Raw genomic sequence first — 20194 nt, forward strand, 5'->3', positions numbered from 1 at the left:
CTCCGCTTTCAGAGATCGGCGGGCAGTGGCTCTTTCAGCCATTGCATAGCGTTCTTTTCCAGGCTGCCATCGGCCTTGGCCGCGACCAGGATCTGGTTGACCTTATCCAGCAATGCCGGCTCGTTCTTGTTCACGCCCACGTACACCGGCGAGTCCTTGAGCTTTACCTTCAGCGCGGGTACGCGTTTTGGGTTGCGTTCGCTGATCGCCACCATTACCACGTTGCCGCTGGCAATCAGGTCGACCTGGCCGGCCAGGTAGGCGGCGATGGTCGAGTTGTTGTCTTCGAAGCGCTTGATCGTGGCTTCCTTGGGGGCGACGGCGGTCAGTTCGATATCTTCGATGGCGCCACGGGTCACGCTGATGGTTTTGCCCTTGAGGTCGTCGGTGCTACTGATGGCGGCTTCAGGCGGGCCGAACACGGCCAGGTAGAACGGCGCGTAGGCCTTGGAGAAGTCGATGACCTTTTCCCGCTCAGGGTTCTTGCCCAGGCTGGAGATCACCAGATCGACCTTGCCGGTGGTGAGGAACGGAATACGATTGGTGCTGTTGACCGGGGTCAGTTCCAGCTTGACCTTGAGCTGGTCGGCCAGCAGCTTGGCGGTGTCAATGTCCAGGCCACGTGGCTTCATGTCAGGGCCGACCGAGCCGAAGGGCGGGAAGTCCTGGGGTACGGCGACCTTGAGGGTGCCACGGGCGACGATGTCGTCCAGACCATTGGCCTGGGCGGGTGCCTGGCTCAGCATCAGGCTGGCAAACAGGGCAGTAAGCAGGGCGCTGTAGCGTTTGGTCATGGCAACTCTCCGAGAAGGGCGAAGGGATTTTCTGGGTTTGCCCAGTGCACGGCCCATGCCATCAACCTCAGAATGGTCTGCAGGGCCAGTATTTGTTGAGTTCTGGTGGTCGGACTGGTCTGAACAGTGTCGGGGCTTTGCGCACTGTTTTCGAGCGTCGGCAAAACCCCGCGAGCCCCTTTGGGGCGTGGCTTGCCGCCCGCCACGAATAGCTTTACAACTAGCCACTCAGTTGACTGGAAACTTGACTTTTTTTATGAATTCCATTGCCCAAGCCGTACCGGAAGCGGCCCTGCAGGCCATCCGCAAACTGATCAAGGAGCAAGGCTTCGGGCCGGGCGATGCACTGCCGTCCCAACGTGATCTGGCAGTGCAGTTGGGGGTGAGCCGAGCGTCGTTGCGTGAGGCATTGTCGTCCCTCAGTGCGTTGGGTGTGGTCAGTGTGCAGCCGGGCAAGGGCGTGTTCGTGCAGGCGGTCGAGGAGTCACCGGGGTTCGCCTGGCCCTTCGCGGCGCAGGCTACGCCACTGGATATCTTCCAGTTGCGCTATGCCCTGGAGGGTTTTGCGGCGGGGTTGGCGGCGGTGACGCTGACCCTCGATGAGTTGGACAGCCTGGAAGACAATGTCGAGGCCATGCGCAAGGTGCTCAAGGCCGGCGACTTCGAAGCCGCCGCCAGGCTCGACTTCGAATTTCACCAGCGCATCCTGCTCGCCAGCGGCAACCAGGCGATGGTGAGCATTCTGAGCGCGAGTGCCGAAGTTTTTCTGGAGAGTCAGAAGCTACCGTTCATCCGACCGGAGCGTGCCATGGAAACCTGGCAGGAGCATCGCCGGATAGTGCGCGCGCTGGCCCGGCGCGCCAGCGCGGCGGCGCAAAAAACCATGCAGGAGCACGTACGCAATGCGGCGTTGCGCACCGGCATAGCCTTCGTGACTCCCATAACGCCCTGAGTTGGGCTATACCCAGACTCATGGGCCATCATAGGAAGACTCAATCAGAGGCGGCTTCCTGAACGGGGGAAGGGCGGCTATGATGGGCCACGTTTTTTTTGCTTACAATCCGGAGACATCCATGAGCAACGATCTTATCAAGCACGTCACCGACGCGACCTTTGAGGCCGAAGTACTCAAGGCTCAAGGCCCGGTGCTGGTTGACTACTGGGCTGAATGGTGCGGCCCTTGCAAAATGATCGCTCCAGTCCTGGACGACATTGCGACCACCTACGAAGGCAAGCTGACCATTGCCAAGTTGAACATCGACGACAACCAGGAAACCCCGGCCAAGCACGGCGTGCGTGGCATCCCGACCCTGATGCTGTTCAAGAACGGCAACGTCGAAGCGACCAAGGTAGGCGCGCTGTCGAAGTCTCAGCTCCAAGCTTTCCTGGACGCGAACATCTAAGCGTCGTCAAAAAGGCCCCGCAAAATAGCGGGGCTTTTTCGTGAAACAGGGCTAGACGCTCCGAAACTCAGGTGGTACATTCGGCCCCGCACTGGTTTCTCCACTGCCCCCTGCAAGCCGTCGCCGACGCATTCCTTTTCGATTAGTACGCGATCCTGTCGCCTTCTCTGCGGCGCGGCCTCATTAAGCCAAAAGCTTAATTTCCCCCCTCCATAAATGATTACGTCATTCCTATATGAATCTGACTGAACTCAAGCAAAAGCCGATTACCGACCTGCTCCAATTGGCCGAAGAAATGGGCATAGAAAATATGGCCCGTTCGCGCAAGCAGGACGTGATTTTCTCCCTGCTCAAGAAGCACGCGAAAAGCGGCGAGGAAATCTCCGGTGATGGCGTGCTGGAGATTCTCCAGGACGGCTTCGGCTTCCTCCGCTCTGCTGACGCGTCCTATCTCGCCGGCCCAGACGATATCTACGTCTCGCCAAGCCAGATCCGTCGCTTCAACTTGCGCACCGGTGACACCATCGTTGGCAAGATCCGCCCACCGAAGGAAGGCGAGCGTTATTTCGCCCTGCTCAAGGTCGACACGATCAACTTCGATCGTCCCGAGAACGCGAAAAACAAGATTCTCTTCGAGAACCTGACCCCGCTGTTCCCGACCGTGCGCATGAAGATGGAAGCCGGTAACGGTTCCACCGAAGACCTCACCGGTCGTGTGATCGACCTGTGCGCCCCGATCGGCAAGGGCCAGCGTGGCCTGATCGTCGCCCCGCCGAAAGCCGGTAAGACCATCATGCTGCAGAACATTGCCGCGAACATCGCGCGTAACAATCCTGAAGTTCACCTGATCGTGCTGCTGATCGATGAGCGTCCGGAAGAAGTAACCGAAATGCAGCGCACCGTGCGCGGCGAAGTGGTTGCCTCCACGTTCGACGAGCCGCCAACCCGCCACGTGCAGGTTGCCGAAATGGTGATCGAGAAGGCCAAGCGCCTGGTCGAACACAAGAAGGACGTGGTGATCCTGCTCGACTCCATCACCCGTCTGGCCCGTGCCTACAACACCGTGATCCCGAGCTCCGGCAAGGTATTGACCGGTGGTGTCGATGCCCACGCCCTGGAGAAACCGAAACGTTTCTTCGGTGCCGCGCGGAACATCGAAGAAGGCGGCTCGCTGACCATTATCGCCACCGCACTGGTTGAAACCGGTTCGAAGATGGACGAAGTGATCTACGAAGAGTTCAAGGGTACCGGCAACATGGAACTGCCACTGGATCGTCGCATCGCGGAAAAACGCGTGTTCCCGGCGATCAACATCAACCGTTCCGGCACCCGCCGCGAAGAGTTGCTGACCGCTGACGACGAACTGCAGCGCATGTGGATCCTGCGCAAGCTGCTGCACCCGATGGACGAAGTAGCCGCCATCGAGTTCCTGGTCGACAAGCTGAAAACCACCAAGACCAACGACGAGTTCTTCCTGTCGATGAAGCGTAAGTAGTACGACGTTTCAGGTCGAAAAAATGGCGCACCAAGGGGCGCCATTTTTTTGCGCCAAAAAAGGGAGGTTTGTGCGGCATAAGTGTCAGTTAAGAAACAAAAAAGGGGAGTGAGGCTACGCTCACTCCCATTCGTATCAGGTTGACTACGTTTTATGACTGTTCTTGCTTACCGAAGAGACATCGATGGGCTACGCGCCGTTGCAGTGCTGGCTGTGGTGCTGTTCCATTTTGGGGTGCCTGGTGTAACAGGCGGCTTCGTCGGTGTAGATGTATTTTTCGTGATTTCAGGGTTCCTGATCACCTCGATCATCTGTCGGGAACGCCAGGCCGGGCGCTTCAGCTTTGTGGATTTCTGGGCGCGGCGTGCCCGGCGCATCCTGCCGGCGCTGTTTGTCATGATGGCGGCCACCCTGGCGGGGGGCTGGTTCCTGTTGGCGCCCAAGGACTACGAGGAGCTTGGGCGGTCGGTGCACTACCAGGCGATCTTCACCTCCAACCTGCTGTTTTCTCGCCAGCACGGTTACTTTGAGGCGGCCTCCGACATCAAGCCGTTGTTGCACACTTGGTCGCTGGCGGTCGAAGAGCAGTTCTACATCATCTTCCCGCTGCTGTTGACCGTGCTGGCCAGTCGCCTGAAGCATTGGCGCCTGGCGCTATTCGGGATTTTGCTGGTGTCGTTCGGCATGAGCCTGTGGGCGGTGGCCCATGCGCCGCAAAAGGCGTTCTACCTGTTGCATCTGCGTGCCTGGGAGTTGCTGGCCGGCGCCATGCTGGCGGTGATGCCCCTGCGTGAATGGCGAGCGTCGCCCGCTCTGGCCCAAGGGATCAGCCTGTTGTCGATGACACTGATACTGATCGCCGTTTTAGTCTTCGATTCAGCCACACCGTTTCCCGGCGCGGCCGCGTTGTTGCCGGTGCTGGGTGTGGTCGGGCTGATCTGGGCCAACGGCCAGCAACCCACCTGGGTCGGGCGCCTGCTGAGTTCACGGGTGATGGTGGGCGTGGGGTTGATTTCCTACTCCTGGTACCTGTGGCACTGGCCGGTGTTCGTGTATGCCAGCTATGCCGCGGTTGATGGCCTGAGCCCGCTGGAACTGGGCGGTCTGATGCTGCTGAGCCTGGTGTTGGGCTACCTGTCCTGGCGTTTTGTGGAAACTCCGTTTCGGGAGAAGCGCCTGCTGCCCGGGCGTAAGGCGATTCTGGCGGCGGCGTGCGTCGGGATCCTGTGCCTCGGCATCACAGGTGTGGCGTTGCGCAAGGCCGACGGTGTGCCATCGCGCTTATCCGAGCAGGCCCTGCGTTATGCCCAGGCAAAAAAGTGGAGCCCGGAGTTGATGGCGTGCATGGCCGACAAAGACACGCCCGACGAGCGGCTGTTCTGTTATTTCGGTTCTAAAGACAGCGCGGTTTCCGCACTGGTATGGGGTGACAGTCACGCCACGGCCTTGATTCCAGCACTTGAGATGGCGGCCAAGCGGCACGACATCAGCCTGGTAGAGGCCAGTTTTGCGGGTTGCGTGCCTTTGGATGGCCTGGAAAACATTGCCCGCTGCGCCCATTTCAATCATCGCGTGGAAAAAGCGCTGGCCGAGCGATCCTTCAGCGATGTGGTGCTGGCGGCGCGCTGGAGCTTGTACCTCTATGGGCAGATGTCAGGTGACAAAGAGCACGCGCTCAAGGACCCCGCGACAGGTCAATACGTGCGTGCCATCGCTGAGCAACGCTTCGCTGAGGGGCTGCGCGAGCGCATCAAGGATTTGCGCGCCGCAGGCCATAGAGTCTGGCTGATCAAGGAGGTGCCGCTGCAGGAAATCATCGTGCCTTACCGGCTCAGTCGCCTGGCGATGATGCACCGGCCGGTGGACCGAGAAGGCCTGCCCGTGGCCGAGCACCTCAAGCGCCAAGCCTTTATCTCCCAGCTGTTTGACGAGTTGGCAGCGGCCGACAGCGGTGTCACGGTGCTCGACCCCGCGCCCTTGCTGTGCGGCGCCGATGGCTTGTGCCGGGTTGAGTTCAACGGCCGAGCGCTGTACACCGATGACAATCACCTCTCTGATGTCGGTGCGCGGCACGTCGAGGCCTTCCTGGAGCCGTTGTTTCGTTCGCTGCAATCACGAGGGCTAACGGCCAATTAAGCTGCCAGCCGCCCTCAGAGCAGGTAGGATGTACGCCTATTTTACGGGTGGCATGGTTAATGAAATTCAAGGATCTTCGGGATTTCGTGCAGCAACTTGAGCAGCGCGGAGAGTTGAAACGTATTCAGATGCCGATTTCCCCGGTGCTGGAAATGACTGAGATTTGCGACCGTACCCTGCGTAACAAGGGCCCGGCGCTGCTGTTCGAGAACCCGACCGGCTTTGATATCCCGGTGCTCGGCAACCTGTTCGGTACGCCGGAGCGCGTGGCCTTTGGCATGGGCGCCGAGTCGGTCAGCGAATTGCGCGAGATCGGCAAGCTGCTGGCCTTCCTCAAGGAGCCCGAGCCGCCCAAGGGCCTCAAAGATGCCTGGTCGAAGCTGCCGATCTTCCGCAAGATCATTGCCATGGCCCCCAAAGTGGTCAAGGACGCGGTGTGCCAAGAGGTGGTCATCGAAGGCGATGACGTCGATCTCGCCATGCTGCCGGTGCAGACCTGCTGGCCCGGCGACGTCGGCCCGCTGATCACCTGGGGCCTGACCGTCACCAAAGGCCCGAACAAGGACCGCCAGAACCTCGGCATCTACCGCCAGCAAGTGATCGGCCGCAACAAGGTCATCATGCGCTGGTTGAGCCACCGTGGCGGCGCGCTGGACTACCGTGAGTGGTGCGATAAGCATCCCGGCAAACCCTTCCCGGTCTCCGTGGCCCTGGGTGCCGACCCCGCCACTATCCTCGGTGCCGTGACCCCAGTGCCCGACAGCCTGTCCGAATACGCCTTCGCCGGTCTGCTGCGCGGTAACCGCACCGAGCTGGTGAAATGCCGCGGCAACGACCTGCAAGTACCGGCCACTGCCGAAATCATCCTCGAAGGCGTGATCCACCCGGGTGAAATGGCCGATGAAGGCCCTTACGGCGACCACACCGGCTACTACAACGAAGTCGACAGCTTCCCGGTGTTCACCGTCGAGCGCATCACCCATCGGATCAAACCGATCTACCACAGCACCTACACCGGCCGGCCGCCGGACGAGCCGGCGATTCTCGGCGTGGCACTCAACGAAGTGTTCGTGCCGATCCTGCAGAAGCAATTCCCGGAGATCACTGACTTCTACCTGCCGCCGGAAGGCTGCTCGTACCGCATGGCCATCGTGACCATGAAAAAGTCGTACCCAGGTCATGCCAAGCGGGTAATGCTCGGTGTGTGGTCGTTTTTGCGACAGTTCATGTACACCAAGTTCGTTATTGTCACCGACGACGACATCAACGCCCGCGACTGGAACGACGTGATCTGGGCCATCACCACGCGCATGGACCCCAAGCGCGACACGGTGATGATCGACAACACGCCAATCGACTACCTCGACTTCGCTTCGCCGGTGTCGGGCCTGGGTTCGAAGATGGGCCTGGATGCCACCCACAAATGGCCGGGTGAAACCACCCGCGAGTGGGGCCGGGTGATCGTCAAGGATGAAGCCGTCACTGCCCGTGTCGATGCGATCTGGAAAGAATTGGGAATAGATTGATGCGTGTAACCCTGCAACCTTCCGGCGCCGTGCTGGAGCTGGTCCCTGGCGAGCGAATCCTCGAAGGCGCACGCCGCCTGGGCTACGAGTGCCCACAGGCCTGTCGCAACGGTGTGTGCCATGTGTGCGCCGCGCTGTTGGTGGAAGGCCGCGTGCAGCAGGCTGGTGAAGTGCGTGATCACGGTGAGTTCTACACCTGTATTGCCGAGCCGCTGGAAGATTGCATTGTGTTGTGGGATGGCGTGCTGGCGCCGGGAGAGTTGCCGTTGCGCAAGCTGTCGTGCCAATTGAGTGAATGCGTAGAGGTCGGTGGCGATGTGTGGCGGGTGCGCCTGCGTGCGCCGGCTGGCAAGGCGGTGCGTTACCACGCCGGGCAATACCTGATGATCGAGCGGGAGAATGGCGAGAAATCCGCCTTCTCCCTGGCGTCGGCGCCTCATGCCGGGCGTGAGCTGGAGTTACATGTACTGGCTCGCGAGGACAGCGCGCGCACTTTGCTTGCGCAACTGCAGCGCAACCAGATGGCCCGCGTCGAGCTGCCGTTTGGCGACACCCACCTGGCCGAGCTGCCCGATGGGCCGCTGGTGTTGATCGCCGCCGGCACCGGCATGGCGCAGATGCACAGCCTGATCGAACATTGCCGCGCCTCCGGCTTCAAGCACCCGGTGCACCTGTACTGGGGCGTGCGTCGACCGGAAGATTTCTACGAGATCGAACACTGGGATCAGTGGCTGCAACTGCCCAACCTGTTCCTGCACAAAGTCGTCAGCGATCTGTGCGGTTGGGAAGGGCGCTGCGGGTTGTTGCATGAAGCGGTGTGCGAAGATATTGCCGACCTCAAGTCGGTGCACGTCTACGCCAGCGGCTCACCGGCCATGGTCTATGGCACCTTGGATGCGTTGGTCGAAGCCGGCATGGATGCGCACCAGATGCGAGCTGATGTGTTTGCCTATGCGCCGCGTGCTTAAAATCGTACGCCGGTCGTCACCATCGCTGCATTGAACCCCAGCAACACCAATTCCGCCGCTACCGGCCCGTAATGGGCGCCCACCGACGGAATGATCACTGGCGCCACGCCGAAACGGTTCAACGGGATCTTGTCGCGGTACTTGCCGCGATATCCCTGGATCGCCCCACCGGTCAGCTTCAGGTACACCGGATAGTCCGCCAGGTCGTAGCGTTTACCCGCGTACGCGTAGAACGAGCGCTGGCTGAACGAGTTGCGAAACGTCGCCCCGCCATACACAAAACCTGAGGTTTCATTGCGCTCCAGGCCGATCAGGTCCTGGTTGTTGTTGTGGTCCGGGTCCGGCGCAAAGTGCCGGGTGTAGACGCTGGTCTGGGCGTACCAGAAACCTTTGTCGTCCTCGGTGGCTGGTGCTTCGCCCGCCAGAGCGGTGGTGGCCTGGGCCAGGAACAGCAGGCCAGGCAGTCGGAATTTTTTCATGGGTGCGACCTCGATAGTCGGTTTGACAGGCGGCTAGGTGGGTCGTGACGTGTGCGCTATTTTGACGGCTTGGCGCGTTCCCAGGCTGAACCGGGGCTGAAACTACCGGGATTGGCACGCGCAATCCTGACGAATGGGCGAGTTTGCATATGCAATCGCTTATGCTTTAAAGGTATTTAATTTGTTACATGAATATCCTTAAGCTATATCGCAACGGACTACCGACTCATTCACAACCACCAATCACTGACCGCCACCGCCCGCCAGCCGGACCGATCGTATGAACTCAGAACGCGATGTTCTGGTTTTTTGATTCAAAGGGGAGCGGTATGGGGAGCTACAAGCAACACGCGCTTTACACGGCGATTTTGTCAGCCAATTTGCTGACCGCCGTGGGTTTCAATCCTGTCTTCGCGGCCGAAACCTCGGCTACCGATGCACCCAGGCTCGACACCGTGATCGTCACCGGCACCCGGGCCCAGGAGCGCACGGCCAGTGCTTCGCTGTCACCCATCGATGTGATTTCCGGCGATACCCTGCGCAGCACCGGCTCCGATGAGCTGGGCGCCGTGCTGGCGCGGCTGATTCCGTCGATCAACTTCCCGCGCCCGAGCCTGGTGGACGGTGCTGAGCTGGTGCGTCCTGCGCAGTTGCGTGGCCTGTCGCCAGATCAGGTGCTGGTGCTGGTCAATGGCAAGCGTCGCCATACCAGCGCGTTCGTCAACCTGGGCGGTGCGGTGGGTCGCGGCTCGGCGCCGGCGGACCTGAATGCGATCCCGCTGTCGGCGGTAGACCATATCGAGGTGCTGCGCGATGGCGCTTCCGCGCGCTACGGCTCGGACGCCATTGCCGGGGTGATCAACGTGATCCTCAAGCACGCCGACCATGGTGGCTCGATCTCTACCAAGTTCGGCGAATACAAGAAGGGCGACGGTATCCAGCGTAATGTCAGCGGCAATACTGGCCTGGCGCTGGGCGATAACGGCTTTATCAACCTCTCGGCCGAAGGTGCCGATAACGATTACACCAACCGTGCGGGAGATGATTACCGCCCAGGCAGTGTCGGCTCCACCACCTACGGCCAGCGCGTGTTCCGCCAGGGCGAGCCGGCCACCAATGAGGGCAAGTTCCAGTTCAACTCGGAATATTCGTTCAACGATGCCGCCGAGTTCTACACCTTCGGCGGCTACAGTAAGCGGCGCGGTGAGACGGCGGCGTTCTACCGGGCGAGCAACGCTTCCAATAACATCCCGGCGCTCAACCCCAACGGTTATCTGCCGCTGATCAAGGGCAACCTGGAAGACACCTCGCTGGTGGTGGGCCTGCGTGGGCTGTTGGCCTACGACTGGCATTACGACCTGTCGGCCAACTACGGCAAGAACCAATACGAGCTGGGCACGGAAACCATCAACACCTCCCTGGGCCTGGCCACGCCGCGCAAGTTCGACAACGGCACCCTGAGCAACGACCAGAAGCAAGTCAGCCTCGACCTGTCCCGTGAGTTCGACGTGGGCTTGCTGCCATATCCGGTCTCCGTGGCCTTTGGCGGTGAATACCTGCGCCAGGGTTACGAGATTGAAGCGGGTGAACCGGCGTCCTACTACCAGACCGGCAGCTCGGGCCTCGGTGGCTTCCGTGATGCCGACGCCGGCAGCAGTTCGCGCCACAACTGGGCCCAGTACCTGGACCTGGAAACCAACTTCACCGAAAAACTCAGCGCATCGGCCGCCGTGCGGCATGAGGATTACAGTGACTTCGGTTCCAATGTCAGCGGCTCGCTGTCGGCCCGTTACGACTTCACCCCGCAGGTGGCCTTGCGCGGCAGTATCTCCAACGGTTTCCGCGCACCGTCCCTGGCGCAGCAGAACTTTGCGTTTACCTCGTCGCAATTGATCGGCAGTGATATCCGCGAGGCCGGCACCTTCCCGGCGTCGAGCCAGGTGGCTCGCCTGCTGGGCGCGGAAGACCTCAAGGCCGAGAAGTCGCGCAACTACAGCCTTGGCCTGGTACTGGAACCTGCCGACGACCTGACGGTAACGGTGGACGTGTACCGCATCGATATCCGCGACCGTATCAGTCTGTCGTCCAACCTTAACCTGGACCCGGCCACCCAGGCCTATCTGCGCGCCAATGGTGTCGGCAATATCAACTACACCACTGCCCGCTACTTCACCAACGCCACCGACACCAGCACCGACGGCGTCGACCTGGTGGCCAACTATCGCTATCAGTTCGATAACGGCATCCGCTGGAACAGCACCGTAGGCTACAACTACAACCACACCCGAGTGACGGACGTGAAGCCCAACCCCGCCATCCTCGACAGCCTGGGTGCCAACCTGGTGCGGGTAGACCGTCGCGAAAAGAGCGGTTTGTTGGGCGATACCACGCCTGAGCACAAGCTGAGCCTGGGTAACGACTTCACATTCGGCAATTGGGCGCTGCACAGTAACCTGGTGCGCTATGGTGAATTCACCAGCTACCAGGCAGACAAGGTCAACGACCAGACCTTCAAGGCGGCCTGGGTACTGGATTTGTCGGCGGACTACAAGTTGAAGAACTGGACCTTCACCCTGGGCGGCGACAACGTCACCGATAAATATCCGGAGAAGGTCAACGCGTTTGCCAGCAGCGGTGGGAATTTGGCCTATAGCACTTTTTCGCCATACGGTTACAGCGGTGCGTTCTATTACGGTAAAGTTGCCTACAACTGGTAAAGCACAGGAGACCTAAGCGATTTGCCATGACCGTTATTGAATCCGATCTTTTGCAATTGGCTTACCCTCCGCGGCTCGATCTTGGGCCGCAACTCACTCACGAACAGTTGATGAGCTCGATGCAGGCCACTATGGCGCGGCATAAGGGTGGGCCGGTCTGGTTATTCGCTTATGGTTCGCTGATCTGGCGCCCTGAATGCTCCTCGACCGAGCGGGTGCGGGCACGGGTCCACGGTTATCACCGGGGTCTGTACCTGTGGTCCCATGAGCATCGGGGGACACCGGAGTTGCCGGGATTGGTGTTTGGTCTGGATCGCGGCGGCTCCTGCAGCGGGTTTGCCTACCGTTTGCCGGACGATCAGTTGGAGGCCTCGCTGTACGCCCTGTGGCAGCGCGAGATGCCTTACCCGTCCTACCGGCCACACTGGCTCAGCTGCCGTCTGGAAGATGGCAATACCGTACAGGCGCTGGGGTTTGTGTTGGAACGGCACTTGCCCAGTTACGCCGGTAACTTGCCCGATATCGTGCTGAACCATGTGCTGCAAAGCGCTTGCGGGCGTTACGGCACCACTCGCGATTATGTCGAGCAGACCGTCAACGCCCTGCGTAGCCACGCCATGCCAGATAAGAACCTGGAGGCGCGGCTCAAGCGCTGTGCAAAGGATTGCCCAGGCGGTTAACGCGCCGAGCTGACGCTGTTGGTGTGCCACAGGGTTGGGATCAGGAAGGCGATTGCCAGCAGGCACGCGCCGATCAGCAGCACGAAACCACCGTCCCAGCCGAAATGGTCCACGGTGTAACCCATGGCCGCACTGGCTGCCACCGAGCCGCCCAGGTAACCGAACAGGCCGGTGAAGCCCGCAGCGGTGCCGGCGGCTTTCTTCGGTGCCAGTTCCAGCGCCTGCAGGCCGATCAGCATCACCGGGCCGTAGATCAGGAAGCCGATGGAGAACAGCGCGATCATGTCGATCATCGGGTTGCCCGGCGGGTTGAGCCAGTACACCAGGGTCGCCACGGTCACCAACGCCATGAACACGATGCCGGTCAGGCCACGGTTGCCACGGAAGATCTTGTCCGACATCCAGCCGCACAACAGCGTGCCCGGGATACCGGCCCACTCATAGAAGAAGTACGCCCACGACGATTTATCCACCGTGAAGTGCTTGGCTTCTTTCAGGTAGGTCGGTGCCCAGTCCAGTACGCCATAGCGCAGCAGGTAGACAAACACGTTGGCGAAGGCGATGTACCACAGCATTTTGTTGCGCAGCACGTACTTGACGAAGATTTCCTTGGCGCTGAATTCGTCTTCGTGGCTGGCGTCGTAGCCTTCCGGGTAATCGTTCTTGTATTGCTCGATTGGCGGCAGGCCTACCGATTGCGGGGTGTCGCGCATGGTGATGAAGGCAAAGGCCGCGACCAGCAACGCCACGGTGGCCGGTACGTAGAACGCCGCGTGCCAGTCGTTGAACCAGGCCATGCCCAGCAGGAACAGCGGGCCGATCAGGCCGCCGCCGACGTTGTGCGCCACGTTCCACACTGACACCACGCCGCCGCGTTCTTTCTGCGACCACCAGTGCACCATGGTCCGTCCACTTGGCGGCCAGCCCATGCCCTGGGCCCAACCGTTGATGAACAGCAAAATGAACATCATGGTCACGCTGGACGTCGCCCAAGGTGCGAAACCGAAAATGAACATCACCCCGGCGGAAACCAGCAGGCCGAAGGGCAGGAAGTAGCGCGGGTTGGAGCGGTCGGACACCAGGCCCATGAGGAACTTGGACAGGCCGTAGGCAATCGCGATGGCCGACATCGCCAGGCCCAGTTCGCCGCGGGTATAGCCCTCGTCGATCAGGTAAGGCATGGCCAGGGAGAAGTTCTTGCGCAGCAGGTAGTACCCGGCGTAACCGAAGAAAATACCGGCGAAGATCTGCCAGCGCAGGCGTCGGTAGGTACTGTCTATTTTTTCTTCAGGCAGGGGCGCCTGATGTGCGGCAGGACGAAAGAAAGCAAACATTCAAGAGCTCCAGATTTCTTGTTTTGACTGCGGATGCGAATGTTACAGTTTCGTTACCGAAAATAGCATCGCCTCTTATCTGTAAACAACAAGAAATGAACCCTAATGAATGTTCCCTTACGAACACCGGAGATCAAAATGTGTGAGGGGGGCTTGCCCCTCCCACATTGACCCTATTTCAAATTTTTTATCGAGTCTGGACGACCACTTTACCAACCGCCTTGCGCTGCCCCAGGTCATTGATTGCCTGGGCGGCCTGTTCCAGCGGATACACCTGCGACACCAACGGCTTCAACTTGCCCTCGCCGTACCAGGTGAACAACTGCTGGAAGTTCGCCGCATTATCCTGCGGCTGGCGCTGAGCGAACGAACCCCAGAACACCCCTACCACCGCCGCGCCCTTGAGCAGCGCCAGGTTCACCGGCAACTCCGGAATGCGCCCGCTGGCAAACCCCACCACCAGCAAGCGGCCGTTCCAGGCGATGGCGCGGATGGCCTGGTCAAACAGGTCGCCCCCCACCGGGTCGTAGATCACATCGGCGCCATTGCCGTCCGTGAGGCGCTTGATCTCGTCTTTCAGGCTGGCTTCGCTGTAGTTGATCAACTCATCGGCGCCGGCGGCCTTGGCCACCGCGAGTTTGTCGGCGCTGCTGGCGGCGGCGATCACACGGGCGCCCATGGCTTTGCCGATTTCTACGGCGGCCAGGCCCACGCCACCGGAAGCGCCGAGTACCAGCAGGGTTTCGCCGGCTTGCAGGTTGGCCCGTTGCTTGAGTGCGTGCATCGACGTGCCGTAGGTCATGCTGAACGCGGCGGCGGTGTTGAAATCCATGCTCGGCGGGATCGGCAGTACGTTATAGCCCGGCACCGCGACCTGTTCGGCAAAGCTGCCCCAGCCGGTCAGCGCCATGACCCGGTCACCGACTTTCAAGTGGCCGACTTTTTCGCCCACTTCACTGACCACGCCTGCCGCCTCGCCACCCGGCGAGAACGGAAAGGGCGGCTTGAACTGGTACTTGCCCTCGATGATCAGCGTATCCGGGAAGTTGACCCCGGCCGCGTGCACGTCCAGCAGGATTTCGTTCTTCTTGATCGCAGGGCTTGCGACATCTTCCAGCACCAGGGTTTCGGCAGGGCCGAAGGCTTTGCACAGCACAGCTTTCATCGGACTATTCCTTTTGGCGTCGTGGCCGATAAGTGTAGGAGGGTACGCCCGTGGGTCAACGAGCATGCCCAGGCCTGATAAGCCGCCATAAGCTTGTGCTCTGCCTTGCTAGCGTTATGCTACCCGGCAACCGAATGTGAGGAATGAACTGTGAAAGCGTGGATCCTGTTGATGCTGGCCCTGACCTTGCCGATGGCGGCCCAGGCCGAAGAAGCCAAAGAAGGCGAGGCGCCGAAGGTCAGCTATATCAGCCTGAGCCCGCCGTTCGTGGGCAACTACGGCCTGGATGGCACGGCGAAACTCAAGGTGTTCAAGGCCGACATCGCCCTGCGCGTGACCGGCACCGAAGCGGCCGCCGCCGTCAAAGCCAACGATGCGTTGATCCGTAACCAGTTGGTGGCGCTGTTCACCCAGCAGACCAATGAGGCGATGAGCACCGTCGAAGGCAAGGAAAAACTGCGCCAGGAAGCCCTGAAGCAGACCCAGCAAGTGATGAACGACGAAACCGGCAAACCGGTGGTGGAAGACCTGTTGTTCAACAACCTGATCATCCAATAAGTCGCTACGCGACTATCGGGGGCAAGCCCCCTCCCACAGTTGGAATGCGATCAAATGTGGGAGGGGGCTTGCCCCCGATGACGGCGGTACAGGCGCCTCAGGAAGCCAGGCTTTTCCTGAACCGCGCCAACGCCACCACAAAAAACACCAACCCAATCCCCGCCAGCGCCAGCAAGTCCGGCCACACCACGCTCACCCCCGCATCACGAAACAGAATCGCCGCACTCAAACTCACAAAATGCGTCGACGGCGACCCCTGCATCACCCACTGCAACCACTCGGGCATGCTGTCCAGCGGCGTACTGCCGCCTGAGAGCAACAGCATCGGGATAATCACCGGAATCGCCAGCAGGCCGAATTGCGGCGTCGAACGGGCGAGCGTGGCGAGGAAAATCCCCAGCGCCGTGCTGGCAAACAGGTACAGCGCTGTCACGAACAGGAATAACCCCAGCGATCCGGCCAGTGGTACACCGAGCAAGCCTCTGACCACCACCTCCAGCGACAGCCAGGTGCACAGCACCACCACCAGCATGTTGCTCCAGATTTTTGCCAGCATGATTTCCAGCGCCGTCAGCGGCAGCACCAGCAGGTGGTCGAGGGTGCCGTGTTCACGCTCACGCAGCAGGGCAGTGCCGGTGAGGATAATGGCGAGGATGGTGATGTTGTTGACGATCTGGATCACCGCCAGGAACCAGCCGCCCTCCAGATTGGTGTTGAACAGCGCCCGGGTAGTGAGCTGCGCGGGTGCCCTGCTGGCGGCATCGGCTTGTCCGCTGTAGGTCAGCAGTTCCCGCTGGAAAATCCGCCCGATGTAGCCCGCCCCCATGAACGCCTGGCTCATCGCCGTGGCATCCACATTCACCTGCACCCCCGGCTGGCGCCCCGCCAACAGGTCAGCCTGGAAGTTCGCCGGCACATTGATTACGAAGGTGTACTTGCCGCTGTCCATGACCCTGTCCAATTGGTCATAGGCCAACGGTGCAGGCGCCTGGAATTCGGGCGGTTGCAGCGCTTCGGCCATCTGCCGTGAGAGGGCGCTGTGGTCTTCATCGACAAACGCTACGCTGGCATTGTGCACACCGATCACCGAACCGGCGGCGGGCATATAGATGGCGACGGTGAAGGCGTAGAACAGAAACAGCAGCAATACGCTGTCGTGGCGCAGGCTGGTCAGTTCCTTGATTCCCAGCCGCAGAATGTGCGCGAACTTATGCATCAGGCCTCCTGCTTCTTGAGCATGACCAGGCTCAGCCCGGTAAACCCGACGAAGAACCCGAACAGCGCCAGGCACTGGGGCCACAACTGGCGCAGGTCCAGGGCCTTGGTGAAGGTGCCCACGGCAATATCCAGGAAGTGCCCCGCCGGAAACAGCATACCCATCAAGGCTGCCGCGCCCTCCAGGGACGAGCGCGGCACGATCAGCCCGGAGAACTGGATCGTCGGCAAGCTGGTGATGATCATGGTGCCGAGGATCGCCGCGATCTGCGTACGGGTGAAGGCCGAAATCAGCAGGCCCATGCTGGTGGTCGCCAGCACGTAGAGCAGGCCGCCGAACGCCAGGGTGAGGGCGCTGCCCTTGAAGGGGACGCCGAACAGCCAGCGGTTCATCGCCACCAATACCGCCAGGTTGACCAGGCTCACGGCCAGGTACGGTGCCTGTTTGCCGAGCAGGAACTCCAGTCGGGTCAGCGGCGTGGCGTAGAAGTTGGTGATCGAGCCCAGCTCCTTTTCGCGCACGATGCCGAGCGCGGTGAGCATGGCCGGGATAAATGCCAGGATCAGCGCCATCACGCCGGGGCCTATGGCATTCACGCTGACCACGTCCTGGTTATAGCGAAAGCGCGTTTCCAGCCTGGCGGCGGCCGGGGTGTTGCGCGGCAGGCTGCTCAGTTCGGCCAGTTGCTGCAGGTTCTCCTGATGCACGGCCTCGACATAGTTACGGCTGGTTTCCGCGCGAAACGGCATGCCGCCGTCCAGCCACGCGGCCACCGTAGGCTGGCGGCCGGCATAGAGATCGCGACCAAAACCCGGCGGGATCTCCAGGGCCAGTTTGATTTCTGAACGTTGCAGGCGCCGGTGCAGTTCAGTCGAGTCCTGGATCGGCGCTTGCTCGGCGAAATAGCGCGAACTGCGAAACGCCTCCAGGTAGGCGCGGCTTTGCGGCGTCTGGTCCTGGTCGTAGACGGCGAAGGCGAGGTTTTCCACATCCAGGGAAATGCCATAGCCGAAGATCACCATCATGAACATCGCCCCCAGCAGGGCGAAGGCCATGCGCACTCTGTCGCGCAGCAGTTCCTTGCCTTCGCGGCTGGCTACGGCCACCAGGCGGGCCAGGCTGAACCCACGTTTACTCATGGGCGGTGTGCTGGTTTCGCTGACAGTCTTGGCGGGCACGGTAGGCTCGGCTTCGCCCTGGGCGTGCTCCAGGCAGGTGACGAACGCCGCTTCCAACGTATCGCCGTGGAATTGCTGTTGCAGCGCATCCGGCGTATCGCAGGCCAGCACCTTGCCCGCGTGCATCAAGGAGATGCGGTCGCAGCGCTGGGCTTCGTTCATGAAGTGGGTGGACAGGAAGATGGTCACGCCTTGCTCGCGGGACAGCTCGATCAGCAATCGCCAGAAGTCATCCCGGGCGGCCGGGTCGACGCCCGAGGTGGGCTCGTCGAGAATCAGCACTTCCGGACGATGCAGCACCGCCACCGCCAATGACAAGCGCTGGCGCAGGCCCAAGGGCAGCTCGCCGGACGGTTGCTCGGCGACGTCACCGAGGTCGAAACGCTGGATCAGCTCATCGATGCGCGGGCCGCTGTCCGCCTTGGGCAGGTCGAACAGTTGCGCATGCAGCACCAGGTTCTGGCGCACGCTGAGTTCGCCGTACAGCGAGAAGCTTTGCGACATGAAACCCACGCGCTTGCGGGTGGCCAGGTCCTTGGCGTTCACCGGGTTGCCCAGAAGCGTCGCGCTGCCCTCGGTGGCCGGCATCAGCCCGGTGAGGACCTTCATGGTGGTGGTCTTGCCGCAGCCGTTGGAGCCGAGGAAGCCGAAGATCTCGCCGCGACCAATGGCGAAGCTGACCTTGTTCACTGCGGTGAAATCGCCAAAACGCAGGGTCAGGTCATGGGCCTCGATGGCGATATCGGTGTTGTCGCTTTGCCTCGGCGGGATCACCAGCGGCTGGTTGTCGTGAGCGCTGTCACCCTGGAAGTGGGTGAAGGCTTCGTCCAGCTTGCCGCAGGGTGTCGCGGCGGCCAAGTCGCTGCTCAGGCCATCGGCGATCAGCTTGCCGCGATCGAGCATCAGGCAGTGTTCGAACTGCTCGGCCTCTTCCATGTAGGCCGTGGCCACCAGCAGCGTCAGTTGCGGGCGTTCGCTGCGTACGCTGTCGACCAGTTCCCAGAAGCGCCGACGTGACAGCGGATCGACGCCGGTGGTGGGTTCGTCGAGGATCAGCAGGTCCGGGTCGTGGATCAGCGCGCAGCACAAACCGAGCTTCTGCTTCATGCCGCCGGAGAGCTTGCCCGCCGGGCGTTCGGCGAAACGCGCGAGGTCGGTGGCCAGCAGCAGGTTGTGCATGCGCTGGTCGCAATCGGCTTGGGACAGGCCGAACAGCGTGGCAAAAAAGCGGATGTTTTCGCTGATGGACAGCTCGGGGTACAGGTTGCCGCCCAAACCCTGGGGCATAAAGGCAATGCGCGGGTACAGGCTGTTGCGGTGGCGGCGATCTTCGATGGCGCCGCCGAGCACCTGCAACTGGCCGTCCTGGAGCTTTTTAACCCCGGCGATCAAGCCCAGGAGGCTCGACTTGCCTGCGCCATCCGGGCCGATCAACCCGCAGCGCGTACCAGCCGGCAGGCTGAAAGCGATATCAACCAGGGCCTGTTGCTTGCCGTAGCGATGATGGATCCCCGTGGCCTGCAGCGCCAGGGCGGTCATTGCAGGTTGGCCGGCCAGTCAATGTCAGCCGTGCGCACATAACCGGCGCCGGGCATGCCCGGTTTGGCCTGGGGCACGGCGCTGGGTTGGGTCAGGCGCAGTTTGACGCGGAATACCAGTTTCTGGCGTTCGTCGCGGGTTTCCACTTCTTTGGGGGTGAACTGGGATTTGGCGGCGACGAAGCTGATCCTGGCCGGCAGCGGCTGGTCGGGCAGGGCGTCGAGCAGGATGCGTGCGTCGCTGCCGACGGTGAGGCGGCCGGTCACGGAAGCGGGCAGGTAGAGGTTCATGTACTGATCATTAGGATCGATCAGTAGCAGCACGCGGCCACCCGCGCCGAGCACTTCGCCGGGCTCGGCCAGGCGCAGCTGGATGATTCCGTCGATGGGCGCGCGCAGGCTGCTGTCGTCGATCTCGCTGGTGAGCTGGGCGACCTGGGCCTGGGCGGCGCCAATCTCGGCTTTCACCGAATTGACCTGGGCCTGGGCGGCAGTCACCGCGGCGTTGCCGGTGTTCTGCCGGGCTTGCTGCTGGTCGATCAACTGGCTGCTGGCGAAGCCGCGCTTGTACAGCTCCTGGGTGCGCTTGAGTTCCTGGTTGGCCAGCAATTGTTCGCTCTGGCGCAGTTGTACGTTGGCCTCGGCAGCGGCGAAGTTTTCCTTGGCGCGCAGCACTTCGGCCTCGGCCTGGGCGCGTTGGGCTTCGAGGGTGCGGGTGTCCATGCGCGCGAGCAGTTGGCCTTTGAGCACCTTATCGCCTTCGTCCACCCGTACTTCGGCCAGGCGCCCGGGGATCTTGGCAGCGATCTGCACTTCGGTGGATTCCAGGCGCCCATTGCCCATGCTCAGGCCTTCGGGCAGGCGGTCCTGGGTGGAGCGCCAATAACCGAAGCCGCCGGCACCCAGCAACAGGGCGATGAGGGCAACGGCGAATAGGCGGGAGGTGTGGTGGTTCGTCGACATGGCTGCTTCCTGCGGCGTTAGCGTCCTAGTGTGAGCGGTTTGCC

General features: G+C 61.3%; 16 protein-coding genes. 9 read left to right on the plus strand and 7 right to left on the minus strand.

The window, feature by feature from the left end; genetic code table 11:
* Positions 1-8: 8 nt before the first annotated feature.
* Complete coding sequence (locus BM017_RS05550) at positions 9-794, minus strand: transporter substrate-binding domain-containing protein (RefSeq protein WP_071490465.1); 786 nt, start codon at positions 792-794, stop codon at positions 9-11.
* A gap of 256 nt (positions 795-1050) precedes the next feature.
* On the opposite strand from BM017_RS05550, the gene BM017_RS05555 reads away from it, so the two are divergent.
* From BM017_RS05555 to BM017_RS05580, 6 genes are all read left to right on the plus strand, one after another.
* Positions 1051-1746, plus strand: a complete 696-nt coding sequence (locus BM017_RS05555) for a FadR/GntR family transcriptional regulator (protein WP_092241750.1) — start codon at positions 1051-1053, stop codon at positions 1744-1746.
* A gap of 121 nt (positions 1747-1867) precedes the next feature.
* Positions 1868-2197 carry a thioredoxin TrxA gene (trxA, locus tag BM017_RS05560; protein ID WP_003213989.1) on the plus strand — a complete coding sequence of 110 codons (330 nt, stop codon included), beginning with the start codon at positions 1868-1870 and terminating at the stop codon, positions 2195-2197.
* Between the two features lie 235 nt (positions 2198-2432).
* The gene (gene rho, locus BM017_RS05565; protein ID WP_016973082.1) at positions 2433-3692 is read left to right on the plus strand and encodes a transcription termination factor Rho; all 1260 of its coding nucleotides are present in this window, start codon (positions 2433-2435) and stop codon (positions 3690-3692) included.
* Between the two features lie 153 nt (positions 3693-3845).
* Entirely contained in the window at positions 3846-5828 is a 1983-nt protein-coding gene (locus tag BM017_RS05570; protein WP_092241752.1) for an acyltransferase family protein, read from the plus strand.
* Positions 5829-5887: 59 nt separating this feature from the next.
* The gene (gene ubiD / locus BM017_RS05575) at positions 5888-7354 is read left to right on the plus strand and encodes a 4-hydroxy-3-polyprenylbenzoate decarboxylase (RefSeq protein WP_092241754.1); all 1467 of its coding nucleotides are present in this window, start codon (positions 5888-5890) and stop codon (positions 7352-7354) included.
* Complete coding sequence (locus tag BM017_RS05580) at positions 7354-8322, plus strand: CDP-6-deoxy-delta-3,4-glucoseen reductase (RefSeq protein ID WP_092241756.1); 969 nt, start codon at positions 7354-7356, stop codon at positions 8320-8322. Before ubiD ends, BM017_RS05580 begins: the two co-directional genes overlap by 1 nt.
* On the opposite strand, the gene BM017_RS05585 is transcribed toward BM017_RS05580, so the two are convergent.
* The gene (locus BM017_RS05585; protein ID WP_092241758.1) at positions 8319-8801 is read right to left on the minus strand and encodes a sn-glycerol-3-phosphate transporter; all 483 of its coding nucleotides are present in this window, start codon (positions 8799-8801) and stop codon (positions 8319-8321) included. The two genes, BM017_RS05580 and BM017_RS05585, sit on opposite strands and share 4 nt — an antisense overlap.
* Positions 8802-9130: 329 nt before the next feature.
* Here BM017_RS05585 and BM017_RS05590 point away from each other — a divergent pair, with 329 nt between their 5' ends.
* Both BM017_RS05590 and BM017_RS05595 read left to right on the plus strand, forming a co-directional pair.
* Entirely contained in the window at positions 9131-11518 is a 2388-nt protein-coding gene (locus BM017_RS05590) for a TonB-dependent receptor plug domain-containing protein (RefSeq protein WP_092241760.1), read from the plus strand.
* Positions 11519-11544: 26 nt separating this feature from the next.
* Positions 11545-12198, plus strand: coding sequence for a gamma-glutamylcyclotransferase (locus BM017_RS05595; RefSeq protein WP_092241762.1), 654 nt, complete (start codon positions 11545-11547; stop codon positions 12196-12198).
* Here the strand turns inward: BM017_RS05595 and glpT are convergent.
* Together glpT and BM017_RS05605 are read right to left on the minus strand one after the other, a co-directional pair.
* Complete coding sequence (gene glpT, locus BM017_RS05600) at positions 12195-13532, minus strand: glycerol-3-phosphate transporter (protein WP_025857408.1); 1338 nt, start codon at positions 13530-13532, stop codon at positions 12195-12197. The genes BM017_RS05595 and glpT overlap by 4 nt on opposite strands.
* Positions 13533-13719: 187 nt before the next feature.
* Positions 13720-14697, minus strand: a complete 978-nt coding sequence (locus BM017_RS05605; RefSeq protein WP_071490458.1) for an NADPH:quinone oxidoreductase family protein — start codon at positions 14695-14697, stop codon at positions 13720-13722.
* Between the two features lie 150 nt (positions 14698-14847).
* On the opposite strand from BM017_RS05605, the gene BM017_RS05610 reads away from it, so the two are divergent.
* Positions 14848-15255, plus strand: a complete 408-nt coding sequence (locus BM017_RS05610) for a flagellar basal body-associated protein FliL (RefSeq protein WP_032884296.1) — start codon at positions 14848-14850, stop codon at positions 15253-15255.
* A 97-nt stretch (positions 15256-15352) separates the two neighbouring features.
* On the opposite strand, the gene BM017_RS05615 is transcribed toward BM017_RS05610, so the two are convergent.
* From BM017_RS05615 to BM017_RS05625, 3 genes are read right to left on the minus strand one after another with little or no spacing between them, the layout of a single operon-like run.
* On the minus strand, positions 15353-16471 hold the full coding sequence (locus BM017_RS05615; RefSeq protein WP_092241763.1) for an ABC transporter permease: 1119 nt from the start codon (positions 16469-16471) through the stop codon (positions 15353-15355).
* Complete coding sequence (rbbA, locus tag BM017_RS05620; RefSeq protein WP_092241764.1) at positions 16471-19188, minus strand: ribosome-associated ATPase/putative transporter RbbA; 2718 nt, start codon at positions 19186-19188, stop codon at positions 16471-16473. The genes BM017_RS05615 and rbbA overlap by 1 nt, the downstream gene beginning before the upstream one ends.
* Complete coding sequence (locus BM017_RS05625; protein ID WP_092241766.1) at positions 19185-20150, minus strand: HlyD family secretion protein; 966 nt, start codon at positions 20148-20150, stop codon at positions 19185-19187. The genes rbbA and BM017_RS05625 overlap by 4 nt, the downstream gene beginning before the upstream one ends.
* Positions 20151-20194 lie beyond the last annotated feature (44 nt).

It is taken from the genome of Pseudomonas sp. NFPP04 (assembly GCF_900113815.1).
Lineage (GTDB): Bacteria > Pseudomonadota > Gammaproteobacteria > Pseudomonadales > Pseudomonadaceae > Aquipseudomonas > Aquipseudomonas extremorientalis.